This is a genomic window from Sulfurimicrobium lacus (assembly GCF_011764585.1).
In the GTDB taxonomy this organism is placed as follows: Bacteria; Pseudomonadota; Gammaproteobacteria; order Burkholderiales; family Sulfuricellaceae; genus Sulfurimicrobium; species Sulfurimicrobium lacus.
The window spans coordinates 1812965-1830680 of the sequence record NZ_AP022853.1; the positions used below are offsets into that span (position 1 = coordinate 1812965).

Annotated in this window: 19 protein-coding genes and 1 tRNA gene; 9 read left to right on the forward strand and 11 right to left on the reverse strand. The window is 62.1% G+C overall.

Annotated features, from left to right (window positions below; translation table 11 throughout):
* Positions 1-129: 129 nt before the first annotated feature.
* From SKTS_RS08950 to SKTS_RS08965, 4 genes are all read left to right on the forward strand, one after another.
* Positions 130-792: a response regulator gene (locus SKTS_RS08950; protein WP_173063488.1), complete on the forward strand. Its 663-nt coding sequence runs from the start codon at positions 130-132 to the stop codon at positions 790-792.
* A complete protein-coding gene (locus tag SKTS_RS08955) occupies positions 789-2120 on the forward strand; it encodes a sensor histidine kinase (protein ID WP_173063491.1) in 1332 nt (443 codons plus the stop codon). Before SKTS_RS08950 ends, SKTS_RS08955 begins: the two co-directional genes overlap by 4 nt.
* Positions 2121-2205: 85 nt before the next feature.
* Positions 2206-3684, forward strand: a complete 1479-nt coding sequence (locus tag SKTS_RS08960; protein WP_173063494.1) for a DegQ family serine endoprotease — start codon at positions 2206-2208, stop codon at positions 3682-3684.
* Positions 3685-3774: 90 nt separating this feature from the next.
* A complete protein-coding gene (locus tag SKTS_RS08965; RefSeq protein ID WP_173063497.1) occupies positions 3775-4083 on the forward strand; it encodes a hypothetical protein in 309 nt (102 codons plus the stop codon).
* A 33-nt stretch (positions 4084-4116) separates the two neighbouring features.
* Here the strand turns inward: SKTS_RS08965 and SKTS_RS08970 are convergent, their stop codons facing one another.
* The 9 genes from SKTS_RS08970 to SKTS_RS09010 all read right to left on the reverse strand — a co-directional run bounded on the left by SKTS_RS08970 (position 4117) and on the right by SKTS_RS09010 (position 11181).
* Positions 4117-4965: a F0F1 ATP synthase subunit gamma gene (locus tag SKTS_RS08970; protein ID WP_173063500.1), complete on the reverse strand. Its 849-nt coding sequence runs from the start codon at positions 4963-4965 to the stop codon at positions 4117-4119.
* Positions 4949-6451, reverse strand: coding sequence for a F0F1 ATP synthase subunit alpha (locus tag SKTS_RS08975; protein ID WP_173063503.1), 1503 nt, complete (start codon positions 6449-6451; stop codon positions 4949-4951). The genes SKTS_RS08970 and SKTS_RS08975 overlap by 17 nt, the downstream gene beginning before the upstream one ends.
* The gene (locus SKTS_RS08980) at positions 6438-7187 is read right to left on the reverse strand and encodes a F0F1 ATP synthase subunit delta (protein ID WP_173063506.1); all 750 of its coding nucleotides are present in this window, start codon (positions 7185-7187) and stop codon (positions 6438-6440) included. Before SKTS_RS08980 ends, SKTS_RS08975 begins: the two co-directional genes overlap by 14 nt.
* Before the next feature lie 15 nt (positions 7188-7202).
* Positions 7203-7472: an ATP synthase F0 subunit C gene (gene atpE, locus SKTS_RS08985; protein ID WP_173063509.1), complete on the reverse strand. Its 270-nt coding sequence runs from the start codon at positions 7470-7472 to the stop codon at positions 7203-7205.
* A complete protein-coding gene (locus SKTS_RS08990) occupies positions 7465-8151 on the reverse strand; it encodes a F0F1 ATP synthase subunit A (protein WP_173063512.1) in 687 nt (228 codons plus the stop codon). The genes atpE and SKTS_RS08990 overlap by 8 nt, the downstream gene beginning before the upstream one ends.
* A complete protein-coding gene (locus SKTS_RS08995) occupies positions 8151-8423 on the reverse strand; it encodes an AtpZ/AtpI family protein (protein WP_173063515.1) in 273 nt (90 codons plus the stop codon). Before SKTS_RS08995 ends, SKTS_RS08990 begins: the two co-directional genes overlap by 1 nt.
* Before the next feature lie 2 nt (positions 8424-8425).
* A complete protein-coding gene (locus SKTS_RS09000) occupies positions 8426-8827 on the reverse strand; it encodes a F0F1 ATP synthase subunit delta/epsilon (protein ID WP_173063518.1) in 402 nt (133 codons plus the stop codon).
* Complete coding sequence (atpD, locus tag SKTS_RS09005) at positions 8824-10224, reverse strand: F0F1 ATP synthase subunit beta (RefSeq protein ID WP_173063521.1); 1401 nt, start codon at positions 10222-10224, stop codon at positions 8824-8826. Before atpD ends, SKTS_RS09000 begins: the two co-directional genes overlap by 4 nt.
* A 126-nt stretch (positions 10225-10350) precedes the next feature.
* Positions 10351-11181 (reverse strand): zinc metalloprotease HtpX, encoded by an 831-nt coding sequence (locus tag SKTS_RS09010; protein WP_173063523.1) that lies wholly within the window; start codon positions 11179-11181, stop codon positions 10351-10353.
* Between the two features lie 151 nt (positions 11182-11332).
* Between SKTS_RS09010 and SKTS_RS09015 the strand changes: the two genes are divergently transcribed.
* The 5 genes from SKTS_RS09015 (at position 11333) to SKTS_RS09035 (ending at position 16303) form a co-directional block, all read left to right on the forward strand.
* The gene (locus tag SKTS_RS09015; RefSeq protein WP_173063526.1) at positions 11333-11965 is read left to right on the forward strand and encodes a cobalamin B12-binding domain-containing protein; all 633 of its coding nucleotides are present in this window, start codon (positions 11333-11335) and stop codon (positions 11963-11965) included.
* On the forward strand, positions 11962-12999 hold the full coding sequence (locus SKTS_RS09020) for a uroporphyrinogen decarboxylase family protein (RefSeq protein ID WP_198420457.1): 1038 nt from the start codon (positions 11962-11964) through the stop codon (positions 12997-12999). Before SKTS_RS09015 ends, SKTS_RS09020 begins: the two co-directional genes overlap by 4 nt.
* Positions 13000-13003: 4 nt before the next feature.
* Positions 13004-14842 (forward strand): ATP-binding protein, encoded by a 1839-nt coding sequence (locus SKTS_RS09025; protein ID WP_173063529.1) that lies wholly within the window; start codon positions 13004-13006, stop codon positions 14840-14842.
* 69 nt (positions 14843-14911) lie between these two features.
* Positions 14912-15532 carry a PAQR family membrane homeostasis protein TrhA gene (trhA, locus tag SKTS_RS09030; RefSeq protein ID WP_173063532.1) on the forward strand — a complete coding sequence of 207 codons (621 nt, stop codon included), beginning with the start codon at positions 14912-14914 and terminating at the stop codon, positions 15530-15532.
* A 126-nt stretch (positions 15533-15658) separates the two neighbouring features.
* Complete coding sequence (locus SKTS_RS09035; RefSeq protein ID WP_173063535.1) at positions 15659-16303, forward strand: MarC family protein; 645 nt, start codon at positions 15659-15661, stop codon at positions 16301-16303.
* 72 nt (positions 16304-16375) lie between these two features.
* On the opposite strand, the gene SKTS_RS09040 is transcribed toward SKTS_RS09035, so the two are convergent.
* Both SKTS_RS09040 and SKTS_RS09045 read right to left on the reverse strand, forming a co-directional pair.
* Positions 16376-16452: transfer RNA gene (locus SKTS_RS09040), tRNA-Arg, on the reverse strand.
* 51 nt (positions 16453-16503) lie between these two features.
* A complete protein-coding gene (locus SKTS_RS09045; protein WP_173063538.1) occupies positions 16504-17694 on the reverse strand; it encodes a pyridoxal phosphate-dependent aminotransferase in 1191 nt (396 codons plus the stop codon).
* Positions 17695-17716 lie beyond the last annotated feature (22 nt).

Below are 17716 nucleotides of genomic sequence, written 5' to 3' on the forward strand. Positions count from 1 at the left end.
GTAGGTAATCCGGGCGCTCCGGAACCCTTGCGGCAGATCGGCTGCCTTAGGCAATACGCCCGGTTTAAGTCTGTTTTAAGGCTGTGCCGCTAATGTGCGTCATGCCAAGAATGGAGTTCAGGAGGAAGCTTGCGATTACTGCTGGTCGAAGATGACAGGATGATAGGGGAGAGCGTGCGCAAAGGGCTGCGCCAGGAGAGGTTCGCTGTCGACTGGGTGCAGGATGGACGCGCTGCGGAGCTGCTGCTGCAGAGCGAGGATTTCGACCTCCTGCTGCTCGACCTGGGGTTGCCGCGCAAGGAAGGGCTGGATGTGCTGCGCACCCTGCGCGAGCGGAACAACCCGATCCCCGTGCTCATCCTGACGGCGCGCGATGCCGTGGCGGACCGGGTCAGGGGCCTCAACGCCGGGGCCGACGATTACCTGGTCAAGCCTTTCGATTTCGACGAGCTGGTGGCGCGCATTCATGCCTTGTTGCGGCGCCAGGCGGGGAGGGCTGATCCCCTGATCCGCTACGGTACGCTGGTGCTGAATCCGATCACCCACGAAACCCTGCTGGACGGCAGGCCGCTCACGCTTTCGGCGCGCGAGCTTGCGTTGCTCGAGGCCTTTGTCGCCCGCCCCGGCGCGGTGTTTTCCGTTGCCTCGCTGCAGCAGAAAATGTACGGTCTGGATGACGACGTCGGGAGCAATACCGTCGAGGTCTATATCCACGCCCTGCGCAAGAAACTGGGTCCTGATTTCATCCGAAACGTGCGCGGCGTCGGCTACATGGTGCCTAAAATCCCATGAGATCGATCCGTCGCACGCTGCTGCTCTGGCTCTCGGCCGGACTGTTCGCCGGGATCGCAGTGGCTGCCGGCCTGACTTACTACCAGGCGCGCGAGGAAGCCAACGAACTGTTCGATTACCAGATGAAGCGCATGGCGGCGTCTCTCCCGCACAATGCTTTCGCCCCGCTGGCATCGGTCCCCGGCGACGAATTCGACATCGATGAGGACGTCGTGATCCAGATCTGGGATAAAACCGGTATTCCCATTTATCTTTCGCAGCGCCATCCGAGCCTGCCGCAACGCGCGGAACTGGGGTTCACCAACGTCTCCACCCCCAACGGCGTATGGCGCGTATACAGCGCGCAACTGGGCGAAACCGTGGTGCAGGTGGCTCAGCCGCTCAGCGCGCGACGCGCCATCGCGGCGCAGACGGCGTTCAGGATGACCCTGCCCCTGCTGATCCTGATGCCGTTCATGGGCGGGCTGATCTGGCTCGCCGTGGGCAGCGGCCTGGCTCCCGTGCGGCGCATTGCGCACGATGTGCAGGCGCGCGATTCGACATCGCTTTCGCCCATTTCCAGCGCCGGCCTGCCGGAGGAGATCGAGCCCCTGACGCATGCACTCAACGACCTGCTTGCCCGGCTCGAACGCTCGATCGGGATACAGCGTTCTTTCGTTGCCGACGCCGCGCATGAACTGCGCACGCCGCTTACCGCGCTGAAGCTGCAAATCCGGATGGTCGAACACGCACAGGACGACAGCGAACGGAAAGCGGCGATCGCCGACCTCAAACAGGGCCTGGAGCGCGCCTCCCACCTGGTTCAGCAGCTACTCACCCTTTCCCGGCAGGAAGCCGATGTATCCGAAACTACGTTCAAGCGCGTCGACCTGCTCGACATCGCCCGCCTGGTGGTCGGCGAGCAGGCGCCGATCGCCGCGCAAAAAAGCATCGATCTCGGCATCGAGGAAGGAACGCCAACGCTCGTCACCGGGGATTTCGAGGCGCTGCGCATGATGCTGGGTAACCTGGTCGACAACGCAGTGCGCTACACGCCGGCTCACGGCCGCATCGACGTGAGCGTTATCCCCTCTGCCGGTCAAGCGGTGCTGAGCGTGACAGACAACGGCGAAGGCATCCCCGAGGAGGACAGGCAGCGGGTATTCGACCGCTTTTACCGTGGCGAGGGCGCCCAGATCGAGCAAGGCAGCGGGCTCGGGCTGGCCATCGTGAAGAACATCGTCGACCGCCACCACGGCAACATTGCCCTGGAGTCCGGGCCGGATGGGCGGGGGCTGCGCGTGAACATCCGCTTCCCGCTGGCGACCGTGGCAGCATCTGCGGGATGAGGTTTTAAGTTTGTTTTAATTTTTCCTTTTTATGATGCATCCCTTAGGTAGATCCAGAACTACCGTGAATCGCAAGGAGAACGTCATGAACCGAAACGCTTTTTTCCGCAGCACCGTTTTCGCCGCCGTCGTCGCGGCTGCAGTCGGCGCTTATGTGCACTTCGAGTCGCCGGGCGCCGGCCAGGCGCAGGCTGCCATGTTTGCGCAATCCGTACCCGTCGCGGCACCGGTCAGCAGCGTGGCCGCGCCCTCGGGTGTGGTCGATTTTTCCGGCATTGTCGAGCGCTACGGCCCCGCCGTGGTCAATATCAGCGTGAGCAGCCAGGCGCGGGTCAACGATGTGACGAATGGCATGCCTAACCTGGACCCCAACGACCCGTTTTACGATTTCTTCCGCCGCTTCGGACCGCATTTCCCGAATCTGCCGCGCAATGGTCAGATCACGCGCGGCGAGGGCTCGGGCTTTATCGTCAACAGCGACGGCGTGATCCTCACCAACGCACACGTGGTCGACGGCGCGCAGGAAGTCACCGTCAAGCTGACCGATCGCAGGGAATTCAAGGCCAAGGTGATCGGCAAGGACAAGCAGTCCGACATCGCCGTGCTCAAGATCGCTGCCAGCAACCTGCCCGTAGTGAAGATCGGCGATCCCGCCAGCGCCAAGGTGGGCGAGCCGGTGCTGGCGATCGGCTCTCCTTACGGATTCGAGAACTCGGCCAGCGCGGGCATTATCAGTGCCAAGTCGCGCACGCTGCCGCAGGACAACTACGTTCCTTTCATCCAGACCGATGTCGCGGTGAATCCGGGCAATTCCGGCGGGCCGCTGTTCAACGTCCGGGGTGAAGTGATCGGCGTCAATTCGCAAATATATAGCCAGACAGGCGGCTACCAGGGACTGTCGTTTGCCATCCCGATCGATGTGGCGAGCAAGGTGCAGAACCAGTTGCTGCTCCACGGCAAGGTCACGCGCGGGCGGTTGGGGATCGTGATCCAGGACGTCAGTCAGGCGCTTGCAGATTCATTCGGCCTGAAGCAACTCAAGGGCGCCCTGGTCAGCTCGGTGGAAAAAGATAGCCCGGCAGGCCGCGCCGGCATTGAGCCTGCGGATGTGATCGTGCGTCTTGGCGACAAGGACATCAACAGTTCGACCGACCTGCCGGCACTGGTTGCCGACCTGCAGCCGGGCACGTCGATAAAACTGACCCTGATCCGTAAAGGCACCCCCAAAACGCTGACGGTCACCGTCGGCGAAATGAAAGCGGACCAGACTGCCGGCGGCGATGAGGGCAGCGTGCAGCAAGGTCGCATGGGGCTGGCGGTCAGGCCGCTGGACCGGGATGAACAGCGGCAGGCCGGCGTTCCCGGGGGACTGCTGGTCGAAGATGTTGCCGGCCCGGCCGCGCGTGCAGGCATCCAGGCCGGTGACGTGGTGCTGTCGCTCAACGGCACGCCGGTGAACAGCGTCGAGCAGTTGCGCAGTCTCGCCGCTAAAGCCGGAAAGCACGTGGCGCTGCTGATCCTGCGTGATTCGAACAAGATATTTATCCCCCTCAACCTCGGGTAACGTTCGCAAGTCTTCGACCAAAACAAGGGGCTGCGGCGCTTCGCTGGCCGCAGCCCCATATTGCTGTTTGTCCTGAATATACGGTGCCTCATGGGAAAACAAAGAGAATCGGTCGACCTGTCCGGTCACATCCTGCCCACCTCGGCAACCATGGTCGGCGTCTGTGTGACGGCAATCGGGATCATCCGCCTGATGCATGCCGGAACCGTTGGTTTCTACGTGGATAAACTGCTCGCCATCGACAGTGTACTGTTCGTCATCTGTTCGGCATTTTCTTTCTATTCGGCGCGCAACACGCAGCGCTCGGCGCAACTGGAAAACATTGCCGAATCGATCTTCCTGGCCGGGCTGACCTTGCTGGGGATCGCGTCTGTATTCATGACCTTCAAGGTAGGGTGAACGCGGCAGGCTTCCCGCGCGAGATATCCGGATTCATTCGCTCATGCCCAGCGCCTCGAGGCTCAGCATGATGGTCTCGATTTCCTCGGTGATTTCCTCCTGGCGCAGGCGATTGATGTGCAGGGCGCATTCGGTCACGCGCTTGTCCAGTTGGCGGATGGCCTTGTCCATGTGCTCGAGGCGTTGCTGGTTTTCCACCATCAGCGAGCTGTAAAAAGCTTCATGGAGTGCAGCGTAAAGGTAGTGGTCGGTGAGCTTGGCGAGGAAATCGTCGGGCGCGAGCGTGAGCAGCGGTGCATGGGAATAGTGATGGGCCAGCGGCTTCGGTTCGGGCAGGGGAAGCAGGCGGCGCATCTTGATGTCTTCCGTTTCGCTGCTGTGGTAGATGACGACCAGCCCGAGCAGTTGGCCGCCCGGCAGTGCGCGTTCCAGCAGCGTGAACTGGCTGATGACGGCGCTCAACACCGCTTCCACTTCTTCCGCCACGCTGGGGCCGCCGATTACGGCGGCGAGGGCGGGGTAGTCTTCCAGTTTGGCGGCCAGCCGATGGCCGACGGCGACAACCGGCGGCCTGTCCGCTTCAGGCAATCGTTCCTGAACTGCCTGCGCGATGCTTTCGTTGAAGTCGCCGCACAAGCCGTGTTCCGAACCGACCACGAGGTAGGCATTGCGCACGGTTTGGTCGTGTGCCGATGCGTTGCCGTAATGGGCCATGAAATCGCTGGCGACGGTCTCGATCGTCGCCACGGCTTCCTGCTGGATGGCGAGGAAACGCGTGAGCTTCAGGGTTTCCATGAGGGCCAGGTTTTTCATCGCGACCATGATGCCTTCGATTTCGCCCAGGCCGGCGACCCGGCTTTGCAGCTCATGCCGGCGGCTCATGCTCACCCTCCGTCAGCCACATCCAGACTGCGTTGCGCCATTGCTCCCTGCCGTCGGCGAGCGTCAGGCCGGAGTCGGCCACCTGCTGCCGCAGCCGCTCCAGTCGTGGCGCAAGCTGTGCCCGTTCGACCAGATCGAACAGCCCTTCGTTGTGGGCGACCAGCCAGGCCATTTCGAATTCGATCGGCAGCGGGCTCAGGCGGTCCTGTTTCATCAGTTCGCGCAGGGTCTGTCCGCGCTTGATGCGGGCTTCCATGCTGGCCTCGAGCCGGGAGCCGAAGCGCGTAAAAACTTCCAGTTCGAGAAATTGCAGGTAGTCGAGCTTCATGCGGCCGGCTTCGGCCTTGATCGCCGGATGCTGCGCTTTGCCGCCGATACGCGAGACGGACTTCGTCACGTCGAGCGCCGGCAGGAAGCCGCGCGCGAACAGTTGCGCATCCATGTAGATCTGACCGTCGGTGATGGAGATCAGGTTGGTGGGGATGTACGACGCGATTTCGCCCAGTTCGGTTTCGATGATGGGCAGCGCGGTCATGCTGCCGCCGCCGCAGTGCGCCACGAGACAGGTGGAGCGCTCCAGCAGGCGCGCATGGAGATAGAAGATGTCGCCGGGGTAGGCCTCCCGCCCCGGCGGGCGGCGCAACAGCAGCGAGAGTTCGCGGTAGCTGAGCGCATGAGTGGTGAGGTCGTCGTATATGACCAGCGTGTCTTTGCCCTGCCACATCCAGGCTTCCGCCACGGTGCAGCCGGCGAACGGTGCCAGATATTTCAGGCCGGGCATGGCCGTGGCTTCAGCGGCGACGACCGTGGTGTATTCCAGGGCACCCGCCCGGCGCAGGGTTTCGATGGTGCCCACGACCGAGGAGCGTTTCTGGCCGATCAGGACATAGACGCAAAAAACGTCTTTCCCCTTCTGGTTGATCACGGTGTCGAGCGCCAGCGAACTCTTGCCCGTGCTGTTGTCGCCGATGAACAACTGGCGCTGCCCTTTGCCGATCGGGATCAGCGTGTCGATGATCTTGTTGCCGGTGTAGAGCGGCTTCTGGACAAAGTCGCGGCTGGTGATGGGCGGCGACAATACGTCGAGATCGCCGCTGGCCTCGGTGTCAGGGCGGGGGAGGCCGTCAAGGGGTTCGCCAAGCGGGTCGATGACGCGCCCCAGCAGGGCGTCGCCGACGCCGATGCTCAGCTGCTTTCCCGTGAGGTAGGCGGCCGTGCCGGCGGTCAGGCGCTCGGTCTGGCGCAGGAGAATGACGCCGAGGCGTGCCTTGGCGAGGTGGAAGACCAGGGCCTGGCTGCCGTCTTCCAGCTCGATGATTTCATCCATGCTGGCGGACGGCAGGTCGCAGATCCACGCGATGCCGTCGCCGACGGACAGGACTCTGCCGACCTCGGAGATGCGCAGCCGGAAGCTGTAGTTCTTCAGCCAGGCGGATCTTGCCGCAATCGGCGAGGTTTCCCGAATGTCTCTCTTAGTCGCGTCCATGGCCGTTGCCGCTGAAAAATGCGAGTTCGTCGCGCAGATTGGCATGCAGCACCCAAGGCCCGATGCTGATCCTGACGCCGCTCAGCAATTCGGGATCGGTGCTGAATTCCGCAGGCAGTTCTTGCTCCACCAGCCGGGTCAGGGTTTCGAGCAATTGCGCGCGCGGCCCGGCTGGCAGGGGGAATGCGCTGGCGACGTGGATGCGCAATTGGCTTCGGTCCGCCGCCGCGATCAGCGGTCTCGTTTCTTCCGGCGTGAGTTTCTGCAAGTCTTCCAGCAGCACGTCGAACAGCGCGTCTTCGAGCTCGGGCGAGGCCAGGCGCGTCAGCAGTGAAGCGGCGAACTGGCTGGCCTGCGTCAGCGCCGTGATCTCGGTCGTGCGCTGCCACTCCTGAAGCTGCCGCTTTTCGAGGGCGGCATTTCTTTCGCGCTCGCCTTGCAGCTCGGCGGCGAGATCGGCCATCATGCGCGCGCGCTTGGCGCCGATTTCCTCGATCAGCTGCGTCTGGGCCGCGTCTCGCGTTCTCTCCCATTCCGCCAGGCATCGCTCCTGCTGCGCCTTCAGTTCCAGCGCCTCGTCCTGGCTTTTCCGCGCAGCGGCCAGGGTCTGATCGATCTGCGCCCGGCGCCTGGCGATGACGTCGAGGACCGGGCGATAGAGGAAGCGCTTCAGAATCCACACCAGGACCAGGAAATTGATCGCTTCCAGCAGAAATGTCGTCCAGTCAAGTTCCACGGCCAGTCCCCGGTTCTATTTGTTAAGCAGGTATTCCAGCAGCGGGTTGCGGAACAGCACGATCAGCACGATGACCAGGACGTAAATGGCGAGCGATTCGATCATCGCCAGCCCGATGAACAGGGTGCGCGTGATGGATTTCTCGGCTTCCGGCTGGCGAGCCAGGGCGTCCAGTGCCTGGCTGATGGCACGGCCCATGGCGAGCGCCGGGAACATGACGCCGAGCGCGATGGCCAGCACCGCCCCCAGCGTCGACAGAATAGTGAACCACGTCATGTCACTCATGGTTTTCTCCCTCCTTGTTTTTCTGAAATTCCTGCGACTGCATCGCGCCGGAAACGTAGATCAGCGCGAGCATGCCAAAGATATACGCCTGTACCACCGCTTCCACAATGTGCAGCATCAGCAAGGGCACCGGCACGAGGAAGCCTGCCACCAGCAGTACCAGCAGGGCCGCCATCTGCAGGCTCATGATGTTGCCGAACAGGCGCACGGCGAGCGCCACGGTGCGCGAAATTTCGCTGATGACATGGAACGGCAGCAGGAGCGGGCTGGGCCGCGCGTAATGGCGCAGGTAGGCGAGCCAGCCGTCGACGCGCACGCCGTACCAGTGCACCGAGAAGAACACCAGGATGGCGAGCGCGGCAGTGACCGAAAGATTGCTGGTGGGCGAGGACAGGCCGGGAATGACGCCGACCAGGTTGGCGACCAGGACGAATATCCACAACGTGCCGATGAAGGGCAGCACCAGCAGCGACTTGTCCGGAAGGATGGCTTCGATCGCCGCCTGCATCGCCGCAACGATGCCTTCCAGGGCAAGCTGGAACGGCCCCGGATCGAGACTCAGGCGCCGCGTGGCGAGCCAGCAAACCAGCCCTAATACAAGCATGATGCCCCAGGTGGTGACCACAGCTTCGCCGATCGCCAGCGGGCCGAGGTGAAACAGGGTTATCGCTTTTTCCATCAGTGCCCCCTGACGAAGAGATACACGTTGAGTGCGCCGACCAGAACGCCGACCACGATCAGGCCGACGGTCCAGCGCACCGAGTAGCCCTGGACCAGCTCGTCCAGCCAGTTGCCGAGATAGGCCCCGATCACCACCGGCAGCGCCAGCAGCAAGGCCAGCGTGCCGAGATAGACGGACAGCGCGAGCAGGGACGAGCGCTCACGTTCGGCCTGCTGCATGCGGCGCGCCTGCTGTTCGACTTTATGCTTGAGCTTCTCGCCGTTTTCCATGGCTATAGCGCTCCTCGCTCCATTTTCCACAAGCGTTTCAGCATCTCCTGTTCCAGGCGGTAGAGATTCTGCTTCACCGCGTGCAGTTCCTCCTCTTCTTTGAGGAGCCGGTCGAGCAGCATGGCGCTGATGCGTTGGTAGTCGGGGTCGGAGAAATAACGCCGCGTGATGATGTAGAGGGCGTTGTCGACAGAATAGAGCAGTCCGCCGGGCAGGGCCAGGTAGACCCATGTGTCGTTTGCATCGCGATAGCGCGCCAGGCCATAGCTCAAGGCGGTCATCATGCGCGCGTGCCCCGCCTGGATGCCGAAGCTGCCGGAGTCGTCCTGCCCTACAAAGCTGGTCACCCCCTCGATGATCTCGTGCTGGGTGGCGCTGTACAAATGTAGCGCGAAGGTTTTCATCGGCTGCCCATCCCCATGCTGCCGCGCATGTAGCAGCGCTCCTCGGGGAGGTCGTCGTACTCGCCGCGCAGGAAGGCTTCGCAGTCCGACAGGGTGTCGGCGAGCGGGACGGACGCGCCGGGAATGCCGGTGTGTTCGGTCACCACATGGAAGGGCTGGGTGAGGTAGCGCTGGAGGCGGCGCGCTCGCAGCACGATGCAGCGGTCCACGTCGGAAAGGGCCTCGAGGCCGAGCATGGCAATCACGTCTTCCAGCTCGTGGTAGCGGGCGAGGTGCTCGCGCACGGCGGCCGCCACCGCGTAGTGGCGCTCGCCGAGGAAAGTGCGATCCATGACTTTGCTCATCGAGCGCAGCGGATCCACAGCCGGGTAGATGCCCTTGCTCGCCTGTGCCCGCGAGAGAATCACCACCGTGTCGAGGTGCTTGAGTATGGTGCTGACGGCGGGGTCGGTCATGTCGTCGGCCGGAACGTAAACGGCTTCCACCGCAGTGATGTTGCCGTGGCGCGTGGAAGTGATGCGGTCCTGCAATTCCGCCACCTCGCTGATCAGGGTGGGCTGGTAGCCGACGGTGGCAGGCATGCGGCCCAACAGGCCGGAAATTTCGCTGCCGGCCTGGACGAAGCGGAACACGTTGTCCATCAGGAACAGCACTTCCAGCGACAGCTTGTCGCGCAGATATTCGGCATAGGTCAGGGCAGACAAACCCACGCGGAAGCGCACGCCGGGCGATTCGTCCATTTGCCCGAACACCATGAGGGTACGTGGCATGACGCCGGCACGCAGCATGTCGTGCCACAGTTCATGTCCTTCGCGGATGCGTTCGCCCACGCCGGCGAACACCGATACGCCCTGTTGGAGGTGAACGATGGCATGGATGAACTCCATGATGAGCACGGTCTTGCCCAGGCCCGCACCGCCGAACAGACCGGTCTTCCCGCCCTTGACGAAGGGACAGAGCAGGTCGATGACCTTGATCCCGGTTTCCAGGATTTCCGTGGCGGCGGTGCTCTCGGAAAGCGCGGCGGGCGGCGCGTTGATGCGGCGGAATTCATCGGCGGGCAACGGGCTGCCTCCATACAGCGGTGCGCCGAACAGATCGACCATGCGCCCCAGGCAGTCTGGTGTAACCGGGACCTGCAGCGGGCCGCCGCTGTCGAATACAGGCAGGCCGCGTCTGAGGCCACTGGTGCGATGCAGGGCGATGGCGCGGGCACGGCGTTCGTCCAGGTGGCGGTGCACTTCGAAGGTGAAGCGTTCGCCGCCGAAAGCGGCGAACAGCGCCTGGTTGAGCGGCGGGAGGCGGTCGCAGGCGATGTCGACTACAGGACCATGAACCTCTTCAATAAGGCCGATAGGTACGGAACTTGTCTGCCTGTCGTCTGATGTTGTTTGCAACGGCGCCCCCTCAAGCTCGGATGTTTCACGCAAGCAGGGCGGAATCACTTCAAGCGTCACAAACGCGAGAAGCACTCCGTCGGTTACAAAAGTGTACTACTTTGGCGCTGCCACCGGGTCAGGACTTCAGCTGAGCAGGCGGGCTATCCGCTCGCGCGTGCTGGGATGGCTCTGCAGCCAGGGCGACGAACGTGTTCTGCCAGGGAAAATCTGTTCCCAGTAACTTCCGTGCAGCTGTTTCAGCTTGTCGAGCGCCGACGCCAGCCCGGCGGGATCTCCGGTCAACAATGCCGCATTCAGGTCGGCGTCGAATTCCCGTGCACGGGACAAGGCCAGCGTGAGCAGTGTCACAGCATAAGGTGCCAGCACCAGCAGCAGGATCAGCAGCAATGGCGGCGATTGGCCGGAAATCAGGTAGATCGGCAGGCTCACGACAACCAGCAACAAGCCGAAAAATGCCATCAGGACGGTTAGCTGGGACAGTAAGGCGGCCAGGTTCAAAAGGCCGATGTCGTTGGCGCGGAAATGGCTGATTTCATGGGCCAGGACGCCGACCAATTCCCGCTCGTCGAGGAGTTGCAGCAGGCCCTGCGTGATGGCGATAACTGATTGCTTTCCCCGCCCCAGGGAAATCGCGTTGGGCTCGGGTGACGGCAAGTAATAAAGCCGCGGTGCATGGTTCAAATCGGCACGCTGGCTGAGCTCTTCCACCAGCGCATAGCCTTCGGCCCACTGTGCCGGGCTCAGGGGTACGGCGCGGAGCAGCGCCAAAATCCAGTTGCTTGGCGTGTTCCGGGAAAGGGCAAGACCAAAGGCGACCATGGCCGCAGTCCAGATTACCGCAACATCACCCCAAACCAGCCAGCCGATCGAGGAGGCAATGGCTGCCATTGCGCCGATCAGCAGAACGGCGTGAAGCAAATTCCTCAATCGGGTAGTAGAACGCAACCATGCCATGATCGTTCCAGTAGCCATTCGCCGGGAATAGGGTGTTCCAACTATAACGCCATTCCGTACTTCCTTGCTGTTCAGGATGACGAAGTGCAATATATGAACGTCTGGTTCAGGCAGCTCTCGGAAAGCCTGATTTCCTGCGCGGAGGGACGAAATGGATGCGTTGACGCGCGATCTGCGAGAAGCCCTGGAATCTCTGGATCGCCCCCGTATTGAGGCGCTTTTTCAGCGGGCGATGCTCCGCTATTCGCCGATGGAAGTCGCGGAGGGGGTGATCGTTCCTGCGCTGGAACAGCTCGGGGCTGCGTGGGAAGCCGGCACGGTCGCTTTGTCCCAGATCTACATGAGCAGCCGCATCTGCGAGGAAATGATCGAGCGCGTGCTGCCTCCCATGGCCCCTGAGCGGAAAGGTCAGCCGCGCCAGGCCATCGTCGTTCTCAGCGATTACCACATGCTCGGCAAGCGCATCGTCCTCGCCGTCATGCGTGCGAGCGGTTTCGATATTCTCGATTACGGGCGCATGAACGTGGGAGAGCTGGTGGAGCGTGTCCAGTCCGACAACGTGAAGATACTGCTGGTCTCTGTCCTCATGCTGCCCGCCGCGCTCAAGGTGAAGGCGTTGCGCGCGGCCCTGGACGCCAAGGGAATCGAGATCCGCATCGCAGTGGGTGGCGCGCCTTTTCTGTTCGATCCCGAGTTGTGGCGCGAGGTGGGCGCAGATGTCATGGGCCGCACCGCTGCAGATGCCGTGGCCATCGTCCGTCGCTGGATGGAGGAAATGGCATGATGACCTCGATGCAAAGAGTCATGACGGCCATGGCGCATCAGGAGCCCGACCGCGTCCCCCTGTTCCTCCTCACCACCATGCACGGGGCCAAGGAGCTGGGGCTGAGCATCCGCGATTATTTTTCCCGCGCCGAGTTCGTGGCCGAGGGGCAGATGCGCTTGCTGGAGAAGTACCGCAGCGACTGCCTCTACCCGTTCTACTACGCCTCACTCGAAAATGAAGCCTTCGGCGGCGAGACCATCTTCATCGACGACGGGCCGCCCAATTCTGGCGGCCCTGTCATCGGCCGCAGCGAGGACATCGACCGCCTCGCACCGCCGCGGGTAGCGGACTTGGCCTGCCTGCAACGCGGGCTGGAGACCATCCGTATTTTGAAAGAGCGGGTGGGGGACAGCGTACCCATCATGGGCTCGGTGATTTCTCCCTTCTCGCTGCCCATCCTGCAGATGGGATTCGACCGCTACATCGAGCTGATCTACGAGCAACCGGAGCGTTTCGCCCGCCTGATGGCGGTCAACCAGTCATTCTGCGCGGACTGGGCCAACGCCCAGCTGGCTGCGGGCGCCACGGCCATCGGCTATGCCGACCCGATGTCCTCGACCACCAACATCCCGCGGGCGCTCTACCTGAAGACCGGCCACCGGGTGGCCATGGAGACCCTGCGTTTGATCAAAGGGCCGGCGGCGATCCATCTCGCCTCGGGGCGCGGGTTGGGCATCGCCGAGGACATCGTCGCCACCGGGACGCCGGCAGTGGGCGTCAGCACCCTGGAGGACCTGACCGAGTGGAAGTCTGCCGTGGGCGATAGGCTTACCCTGCTGGGCAACCTGAACGGCGTGACGATGCGGCACTGGACAGGGGCCGAGGCAGAGCACGAAGTGAAGCAGGCGATTGCCAAGGCCGGGCGCGGCGGCGGCTTCATCCTCGCCGATAATCACGGCGAAATCCCGTGGCAGGTGCCGGACGAAGTCCTGCTGGCCATTCGCGAAGCCGTCGACCTTTGGGGGCGCTATCCACTGGACTGGGTGGAATAGCGTCATGAGCGGAAAACTGTGCCTCCTGTGTTGCCAGAATGTTCGCGCCGAGGTCATGGCGGCTGTCGCAGCAGAAGGCTGGTCTGACGTGTGCGTCGCTGCTTATCCTGCTCGCTGCGGCCGTCCGCCACTGAGCTGGGACGAACTGCGTCCCCTTGTGGCAGAAGGCTGCGCCCAGGTAATGATCTTCGGGCGCGCCTGCCTAAAGGGGCTGGACAACCCGCCCGAGGATTGGCCGCCGGTGCGCCTGGTGGCCCAGAAAGAGTGTTTCCATCTGGTGGCGAGCGCGACCCTTGTCGACGATGCGATCGCGCGGGGTGCTTATCTCATCACCCCCGGCTGGCTCGACGACTGGCGCGGCAACCTGCGCAGGCTGGGTTTCGACGAGGGGGGCGCGGCGGGATTCTTTCACGATTTCGCCCGCGAACTGCTGCTGCTCGACACCGGCGTTATCCAGAATAGTTCCCTCAAGCTTGCCGAACTGGCGGACGCGGTCAAGTTGCCAGCTTCAAGCGTGGCTGTCGGCATCGATTACACACGCCTGCTGCTGGCCAGACTGGTGGCCGAGTGGCGCCTGGAGGGGGAGCGGAAGCAGGCGCAGGAGCGAGACCATCGCCATGCGCGCGAACTGGCCGACCATATTTCCGCCATGGATTTTCTCGGCCGGCTGGCGCAGCTCAAGGACGAGCATGAGACGATCGCGGCAATCGAAGAGATGTTCCGCATGCTGTTCGCGCCTCAGGAGTTTCACTATGTGCGCTTCGAGGGCGGCGTCGCACAGTTCGACGAAGCGCTGCCGGAACTGTCGAGCCAAGTCAGGGCTCTGCATGACGACCGGGCCTGGAGCGCCTCGGGCACGGGCTTTCTCCTGCGCATCTCCAGTGCGGGTGAACCGCTGGGAGTCGTCGCTGCAGACGGTTTCGCTTTTCCGGAATTCCGCGACAGCTATCTCAACCTGGCGCTGTCCATCGCCGGCGTTTGCGCCCTGGCCATCGAAAACGCCCGTGCTTATCGACGGATCAAGGAGGTCGAAGATGCGCTGCGGGAGTTCAATGCCACCCTGGAGCAACGGGTCGCGGAAGAGGTGGCGAAGAACACGGAACAGGAACGGCTGCTGATCCAGCAGTCGCGACTGGCAGCGATGGGAGAGATGATCGGCAACATCGCTCACCAATGGCGGCAGCCGCTGAGCGCGCTTTCCCTCCTGATCACGAACATCAAGGAAGATTATGAGTTCCACGAACTGACGCCAAAATCCCTGGGCGACGCCATCGGCAGGGCGCAAAACCTGCTGCGCAGAATGTCCTCCACCATCGACGATTTTCGCGATTTCTTCAAGCCCAACAGGGAAAAGACCGTTTTCAGTCTCCGCGCGGTGGTCGAAAATGTCATGGAAATCATCGGATCGAGCCTGTCGGCGCACAACATCAAGGTCGATCAGAAAATCACCGACGACGCGCTGGTGTGCGGTTTTCCCAACGAGTTTGCCCAGGTGCTGCTCAATATCATGACCAACGCCAAAGAAGCGATCATCTCGTCGGACCGCAAAGATGGCCTGATCGAGATACGCGGCGAGCGTACCGACGGCCAAGCGACGCTCAGCGTGAAAAACAACGGCGGATGGATTCCGGAAGACATCCTGCCGAAGATATTCGACGTCTACTTTACGACCAAGGGAACCGGCACAGGCATCGGGCTCTACATGTCGAGAATGATCGTGGAAAATCATCTGAGTGGCCGAATCGAAGCGCGTAACCTTCAGGAAGGTGTCGAATTTATCGTTACATGCCCGGTGGCGACGCCTGTGCCGGGGCGGCCAACCCGGGCTGAGAAAAAGTCGTAGCCCGCTCAACGGTCCATGCCGCGCCTCGTCATGGAGGGACATGGCCATCGCAAGGATACTGCCAACCAAATGCACTATGGGGAGAGGTTCAACGCTTTGACTCATCTCGTCGGGGCCGTGCTGGCGCTCGCTGGCGCCATCGTGCTCATCGTGGTGGCGGCGCAGGACGGTGATCGGTGGAAGGTGGCGAGCGTCGCCATCTACGGCGTGACGCTGGTATTGCTTTACAGCTTTTCCGCGCTTTACCACAGTAGCTTGCGCGGGCGTGCCAAGGACATCCTGCGCAAGCTGGATCACCACAGCATCTATCTCCTCATCGCCGGCAGTTACACCCCGTTCTGTCTCGTGACGCTGCGCGGCCCTTGGGGCTGGTCGCTGTTCGGTGTGGTATGGGGGCTCGCGGTGCTCGGCAGCCTGCAGGAACTGAGGTCGAAGAGCGGTGCGCGAATCCTGTCAGTGGTGTTCTACGTCGTGATGGGCTGGGTGGTCCTGGCGGCCCTGGTCCCGTTGCGACAAGCGCTGGGGTCGGCCGGTTTCGCCTGGCTCACGGCCGGCGGGCTGTTTTATACGATCGGTATCGTATTCTATGCGCTTGATACCCGCATCCCCCACGCACACGGTGTCTGGCACCTGTTCGTGATCGCCGGCAGCGCCGCCCATTACGTTGCAATCCTGAATTATGTGCTGTAAGCGGGCAGGGGCTCAAAGCCGGTGCTTGAAAAATGATCGACAAGCCGAGATGGATTTTTCATTCTGGTGTAAGTTGTATGGGAGCGGCAATGGCCGCAACACGATTTCAACTCTAAAAAGAAGCTTATGACACTATTGCCCGTTTGGACCGAGCACATAAAATATCTGGTGGGTATTTTCGCCATCCTGAATCCGCTCGGCGCCATTCCCATTTACCTCAGCCTGATGGCGGATCGTCGCCCGGAGGAGATGTACCGCACTGCGTTCAAGGCCTCTGTTGCAGTGGCGGTGATCCTTACGCTTGCAGTCTGGGGGGGTGATGCTTTGCTGTCGTTCTTCGGTATCGGCATCCCGGCATTCCGTATCGCAGGCGGCCTGCTGGTGCTGATCATCGCCATCGCCATGTTCGATGCCAGAACCAGTCAGGCCAAGCACACTGATGCAGAGCAGGCCGAGGCGGAGGTCAAGAATGACATTGCCGTGGTGCCGCTGGCGATTCCCCTGCTGGCAGGGCCAGGGGCGATCAGTCTGACTATCGTCGATGCGCATCAGGTGATCAGCCTGACCGACAAGCTCGCGTTCAGCCTGGGGATATGCGGTGTCGCAACGATCGTCTGGGTGGTATTGCGGCTGGCCGAGCCGATCGGCGCGCGTCTGGGCACGGGCGGACTCAACATCGCCACCCGAGTCATGGGGCTGATACTTGCCTCCATGGCGGTGCAATTCATGGCGGATGGATTGCTTGAATTATTTCCCGGCTTGTCTCACTGAGGTGTTGCTGGAAGCGGCATTTTTTTAAGGAAAAGAAAAAGGCCATCCGAAGATGGCCTTTTTCTTTATTTCTGGTGCGCCGGAAGAGATTCGAACTCCTGACCCCTTGGTTCGTAGCCAAGTACTCTATCCAGCTGAGCTACCGGCGCAATTTGAAGACGCGAATTATATGGAAATCTCGCGATCTGTGCAAGCAAAAGCTACGACAAAGCCTGCTGAATCCTGTTCAGGGCATTTTCCAGGTTGCTCATCGAGGTGGCGAAGGAGATGCGGAAATAGCCTTCGGCGCCGAACGCTGAGCCGGGGACCACGGCGACGCCCTTTTCCAGCAGGTATTCGGACAGGGCCATGTCGGTGGCTTCCTTGATCAGGCCGCGCTGGTGCAGGCTGGCGATGGCTGCACGGGCATCGGGGAAGGCGTAGAACGCGCCGCCGGCCTGGAGACATTTCAGGCCAGGCATTTCGTTGAAGCGGCGCACGACAAATTCATGTCTTTCGCGGAAGGCCTTGACCATGGGGGTGATGCATTCCTGGTCGCCATCCAGCGCGGTCTGGGCCGCGACCTGGGAGATCGAGGTGGGGTTGGAAGTGGACTGCGACTGCAGGATTTCCATCGCCTTGATGATTTTTTCCGGGCCAGCGGCGTAGCCGATGCGCCAACCGGTCATGGAGTAGGCCTTGGAGACGCCGTTCAGCACGATGCAGCGGTCTTTCAGTTCCGGGGTGGCGTTGAGGATGTTGACGAATTTCTCGCCCGAGAGGTTGACGTGCTCGTACATGTCGTCGGTGGCGACCAGCACGTGGGGGTTTTTCATCAGCACTTCGCCCAGCGCCTGCAGTTCGCTCCGGGTATAGACCGCGCCGGTGGGGTTGGACGGGCTGTTGATCATGAACAGCTTGGTCCTAGGGGTGATGGCTGCGGCCAGCTGTGCGGGAGTGATCTTGAAGCCTTGCTCGATGCCGCAATCGACGATCACCGGCTTGCCTTCGGCGACCAGCGTGATGTCGGCGTAGGAAACCCAGTACGGGGCGGGGATGATGACTTCGTCGCCGGGGTTGATGACGGCCAGCACCAGGTTGAAGATGGTCTGCTTGCCGCCCACGCCGACGATGACTTCGCGGTTGTTGTAGTCGAAGCCGTTGTCGCGCTTGAATTTGGCGATGACGGCGTTTTTCAGGCTGGGGATGCCGCCCACCGGGGTGTATTTGGTGAAGCCGTCGTCGATGGCTTTCTTGGCGGCGTCCTTGATGTGCTGCGGGGTGTCGAAATCAGGCTCGCCGGCGCCCAGGCCGATGATGTCCTTGCCCTCGGCTTTCAGCTTGGCTGCGCGGGCCGTGACGGCGAGGGTGGGGGATTCCTTGATGGCTTGAACGCGCTGTGACAGTTCCAATGTTCTATCCTTGAGTAAGCGG

Bases quoted from the DNA above. Each gene is read 5' to 3' on its own strand.
- SKTS_RS08975 (WP_173063503.1), bottom strand. From the start codon at position 6,451: ATGGACGCGACTAAGAGAGACATTCGGGAAACCTCGCCGATTGCGGCA.
- SKTS_RS08970 (WP_173063500.1), bottom strand. From the start codon at position 4,965: ATGAGCCGCCGGCATGAGCTGCAAAGCCGGGTCGCCGGCCTGGGCGAA.
- SKTS_RS08960 (WP_173063494.1), top strand. From the start codon at position 2,206: ATGAACCGAAACGCTTTTTTCCGCAGCACCGTTTTCGCCGCCGTCGTC.
- SKTS_RS09015 (WP_173063526.1), top strand. From the start codon at position 11,333: ATGGATGCGTTGACGCGCGATCTGCGAGAAGCCCTGGAATCTCTGGAT.
- SKTS_RS08955 (WP_173063491.1), top strand. From the start codon at position 789: ATGAGATCGATCCGTCGCACGCTGCTGCTCTGGCTCTCGGCCGGACTG.
- SKTS_RS09010 (WP_173063523.1), bottom strand. From the start codon at position 11,181: ATGGCATGGTTGCGTTCTACTACCCGATTGAGGAATTTGCTTCACGCC.
- SKTS_RS08995 (WP_173063515.1), bottom strand. From the start codon at position 8,423: ATGGAAAACGGCGAGAAGCTCAAGCATAAAGTCGAACAGCAGGCGCGC.
- atpE (WP_173063509.1), bottom strand. From the start codon at position 7,472: ATGAGTGACATGACGTGGTTCACTATTCTGTCGACGCTGGGGGCGGTG.
- SKTS_RS09035 (WP_173063535.1), top strand. From the start codon at position 15,659: ATGACACTATTGCCCGTTTGGACCGAGCACATAAAATATCTGGTGGGT.
- trhA (WP_173063532.1), top strand. From the start codon at position 14,912: ATGCACTATGGGGAGAGGTTCAACGCTTTGACTCATCTCGTCGGGGCC.
- SKTS_RS08965 (WP_173063497.1), top strand. From the start codon at position 3,775: ATGGGAAAACAAAGAGAATCGGTCGACCTGTCCGGTCACATCCTGCCC.
- SKTS_RS09000 (WP_173063518.1), bottom strand. From the start codon at position 8,827: ATGAAAACCTTCGCGCTACATTTGTACAGCGCCACCCAGCACGAGATC.
- SKTS_RS08990 (WP_173063512.1), bottom strand. From the start codon at position 8,151: ATGGAAAAAGCGATAACCCTGTTTCACCTCGGCCCGCTGGCGATCGGC.
- SKTS_RS09020 (WP_198420457.1), top strand. From the start codon at position 11,962: ATGATGACCTCGATGCAAAGAGTCATGACGGCCATGGCGCATCAGGAG.
- SKTS_RS09025 (WP_173063529.1), top strand. From the start codon at position 13,004: ATGAGCGGAAAACTGTGCCTCCTGTGTTGCCAGAATGTTCGCGCCGAG.